The sequence below is a fragment of the Gammaproteobacteria bacterium genome (assembly GCA_016765075.1).
Lineage (GTDB): Bacteria > Pseudomonadota > Gammaproteobacteria.
On sequence record JAESQP010000157.1, the window covers coordinates 1 to 3409 of the forward strand.

Annotated in this window: 6 protein-coding genes; 2 read left to right on the plus strand and 4 right to left on the minus strand. The window is 43.9% G+C overall.

The features are described from left to right. From JKY90_09675 to JKY90_09685, 3 genes are all read right to left on the minus strand, one after another. On the minus strand, window positions 1–150 hold a 150-nt coding region (locus JKY90_09675), incomplete at its 3' end, for a pentapeptide repeat-containing protein (GenBank protein ID MBL4852523.1). Further along, a complete protein-coding gene (locus JKY90_09680; GenBank protein MBL4852524.1) occupies window positions 147–1040 on the minus strand; it encodes a ketohexokinase in 894 nt (297 codons plus the stop codon). The genes JKY90_09675 and JKY90_09680, both read right to left, overlap by 4 nt. A gap of 2 nt (window positions 1041–1042) precedes the next feature. Next, complete coding sequence (locus JKY90_09685) at window positions 1043–1372, minus strand: hypothetical protein (GenBank protein ID MBL4852525.1); 330 nt, start codon at window positions 1370–1372, stop codon at window positions 1043–1045. 128 nt (window positions 1373–1500) lie between these two features. Here JKY90_09685 and JKY90_09690 point away from each other — a divergent pair, with 128 nt between their 5' ends. Further along, entirely contained in the window at window positions 1501–2067 is a 567-nt protein-coding gene (locus JKY90_09690) for an ankyrin repeat domain-containing protein (GenBank protein MBL4852526.1), read from the plus strand. Window positions 2068–2093: 26 nt separating this feature from the next. On the opposite strand, the gene JKY90_09695 is transcribed toward JKY90_09690, so the two are convergent. After that, window positions 2094–2594, minus strand: coding sequence for a hypothetical protein (locus JKY90_09695; GenBank protein ID MBL4852527.1), 501 nt, complete (start codon window positions 2592–2594; stop codon window positions 2094–2096). A gap of 200 nt (window positions 2595–2794) precedes the next feature. On the opposite strand from JKY90_09695, the gene JKY90_09700 reads away from it, so the two are divergent. Further along, window positions 2795–3139 carry a DUF3135 domain-containing protein gene (locus tag JKY90_09700; GenBank protein ID MBL4852528.1) on the plus strand — a complete coding sequence of 115 codons (345 nt, stop codon included), beginning with the start codon at window positions 2795–2797 and terminating at the stop codon, window positions 3137–3139. The last annotated feature ends 270 nt before the right edge of the window (window positions 3140–3409 follow it).

Below are 3409 nucleotides of genomic sequence, written 5' to 3' on the forward strand. Positions count from 1 at the left end.
GCTAGCCTTTTGTAAATTGGCATCACTCAAGTCATGCTCAACCAAGTTGGCCTCGTCAAGCTGACGGCCACTGAGATCAGCACCCACAAACCGATCACAATCAAGGGTGGCTAATGGCTGAAAACCTTTCTTATCATAAATGTGGATCATGCAGGCTCCTGCTCTCGATCATTGTCTAATTCGAATTTGAACCCAGTAATGCCACATTTATATGCCGCCAATTCACAGGCCTGATAGAGCGCAGCGCCCAGTGGTTCTTGTTGTATCAGCGCATTGATGAGTGCCGCATTAAAGGTATCGCCAGCACCCAAAGTTTCTACCACAGGTGAAACCGGGTGTGCCGGAGAATGAATGCTCTCTCCTTTCTCATCAATGGCATAAGCACCCTGCTCACCCCAGCAACAAATAAGATAATTTGCCTGGTAGAGCTTACGCATATCAGTAAGAAATGGCATCGGCTCATAGTAAGTACTTTGCTCGACAAAGGTGCGTGAAAAAATAAGTACATCAGGGTAGTCAAATAATTGCTCGATGCCCTCGCGTTGTTTTTCGATCTCTAAAGAAACAGGAATATCAGGATGCAGGGTACTCATGTATTCCATCATCTGTTTGACTTCGGCAATATTTCTACCTTCAAAATGCAACCAATCATAATCATCAAGTACTAGCTTGCTAAAATGAGACGCTAAATATTCGGGTAAATCGCGTACATGAATAATCGTACGCGAACCATTGTGTTGATTGCTGACTATATAGGAGGTTGGGACTTTGCCCTGAGTAACTTGATGGGCTGGTGACCAATCAATTTGGTGGCAATCAAAATCATCATAAATATACTTAGCATCTGGCTCATCAGCCAATACACCAGCCCAACTACACTCATGGCCTAGTTGACTGAGCACAACTAACGTATTGGCAGTGTTGCCGCCGCGACCAATACGCTGCGAGGTAGCGCGTTGTTCGCTGTCCTCTGATGGATAGCGATCAACACTGTTGACAATATCCAGCGTAGCATTACCTACGCCAAGAATTCTAGCCATGACTAGCGACGAATAACCATTAGTGGTATATATTTGATATTAATAATGTCTAGCACTACCCAAATAGCCACCATGTATAGAATATAGTGCCAAGCATCACTCAATATATTTTCAATCCAACTAATACCAGGATCTCTATCAAAGAATGTCAATCCGCCAAACATCAGAATAGTCCATAAATAGGCGAAGGTTAGTACCCCTAATAAAATAGCATTGCTGCATATTATGGCACTGCACTCACTACAGCGCCGTGTCATCCAGTAACCCATCGCGTATTTATCTTTCAGCAAAATACTGTCTTTATTACAAGACGGACAAGTAAAATTAGCCATGCTCAAAACCTCAGGTACGCAATACGTTAATAAACTAATGGTAACTGTATCAATAAAATCATGCCAATCAGTACTCCAACAAGGTAGTATTGATGGAGTACTACCTTTGATCTTGTTAAAATAGCCCTATGACCAAAAAAACTACAAAAGAACTACTGTCGGCAAAGTTAACTGCCATTTTACTGTGTACCACCTTACTAATTAGCTGCGATGGTAATGCGCCATTGATGAATAGCGTGCTTGATGGTGATAGTGATGCCGTCTTGGCGCTGCTAGAGCAAGGCACTCCCGTTGACGAACACAATAAATATGGCTGGACAGCTTTAATGCATGCTGCTCGCTTAGGTAATGTCGAACTCGGTGAGTTACTCTTGGCTAATGATGCTGATGTCAACGCCCAAGACGAGACTCGTTGGACTGCATTAATGCGTGCAGTAGAAAAGGGGCATCGGCCCATGGTTGAACTGCTTTTAAATGCAGGCGCTGACGTTAATGCCACCAATAAAGATTTATGGACTGCCCTGCAGTGGGCAACACTAAAAAATGAAGCCGAAATAGTCGATGTTTTGCTCGACGCTGGCGCTGACGTCGCAATCAAAAACAGCAGCGGTTGGACGGTGTGGATGATTGCTGTCAGAGAGAATAATGGCGCCGTAATTGAGAGCTTACAAAAAGCGGGCGCTAGTAAGCTGTAGAGGATGGCCTGATTGAGAACAGGCTCCTAGCGGGATAACAATTCATTAAATAATAGCAATTCATAAGCGAATAACAGGGCATAGCCAACGCAGGCTGTACGCATAATATTCACTACCTTTATCCCACCTATGACGTGAAAATTTGAGTACCGCACAAAGAGAAGCATAGACAAAGCCGTTAACGCCACCTTGAAACTAACAAAGCTTTGAACATTGCCCTTAATCAAGTAATCCATCGCCGGATTAATCTCTACCGCGCCAAGCTGTAATAACTGTAAGGTCATAAAAGCATCGGCACAACTCAATAGCAGTAGTAACACACTCAACAGCCCGATTTCACGACGATAGATATCCGCAAAATAGCCTACACGACCGTGATAATAGCGCTCCATGGCGCGCCTTGGCCGACGGCGGTGACCGTATAGCGCCTTCACATTCAAATGAAAAATTGAATGCTTAGCACGGCGATCGTAACGACGACGTTGACTGGTTTGTGTGTCTGTAATCACTTCCATCTCTATATTCATAACTATAATTAGCACTTTTTTATCAATGTAGAAAGTTTATTCTATCGCATAAAGAAAACTTGTCCAGTGTCGGTTTGCTTTACAAATCGAGTAATTATCTTTTCCAGGAAACAAAAAAATTATTATAATTCAGTGAGATACATGCTTGGTCTCATTATTGCTTTATAGCGGTAGATCAGACTTTTTCCAAGGACAACGTGATGAGCAAGACACAAGATTTTAATTTTGATGAGTGGGCGCATCTCTTCGAGAAAGACCCTGAAGCATTTGAAACAAAACGTCAAAGTACAATCGAACAGCTCATAGCTGGATTAAGCGACCAATCTCGTGACCGCATGAAAAAACTGCAATGGCGCATCGATAAAGAGCGTGAGCGCAGTAGCAGCCCAATGGAGTCCTGTTTGCGTGTTCATAATATGATGTGGGATTCCGTGTATGGCGAGCGAGGCCTGTTGCATGGCCTGGAACTCTTAATTCAAACCTGTGAAACACAGGAAGTCCATCAGAATATAGCTGAAATACTGGAGTTTAAGCGCCCGAACTAAGTTTTACACCAGATCTTAACCGACTCAACAAAACTGTTGCAGTTAATTGAGGTTTGGTTTTTTTAGCCTAATAGCTAAAGGGCACCTCTATTAATTACTTGCGGCCTCTGGCTTACAGACGAGTTCAGGATCAAGGCATCATTGCGCAGGCAGGCAGGCTGCCTGTTGAGCAATGATAACGCCGAGCCTGCACTCGTCTGTAAGCCCCGTAGGGCGTGACCCCAAGCATGCATCTGCCGCGTTGCACCCCAAGGGTTCGTTTCAATACCC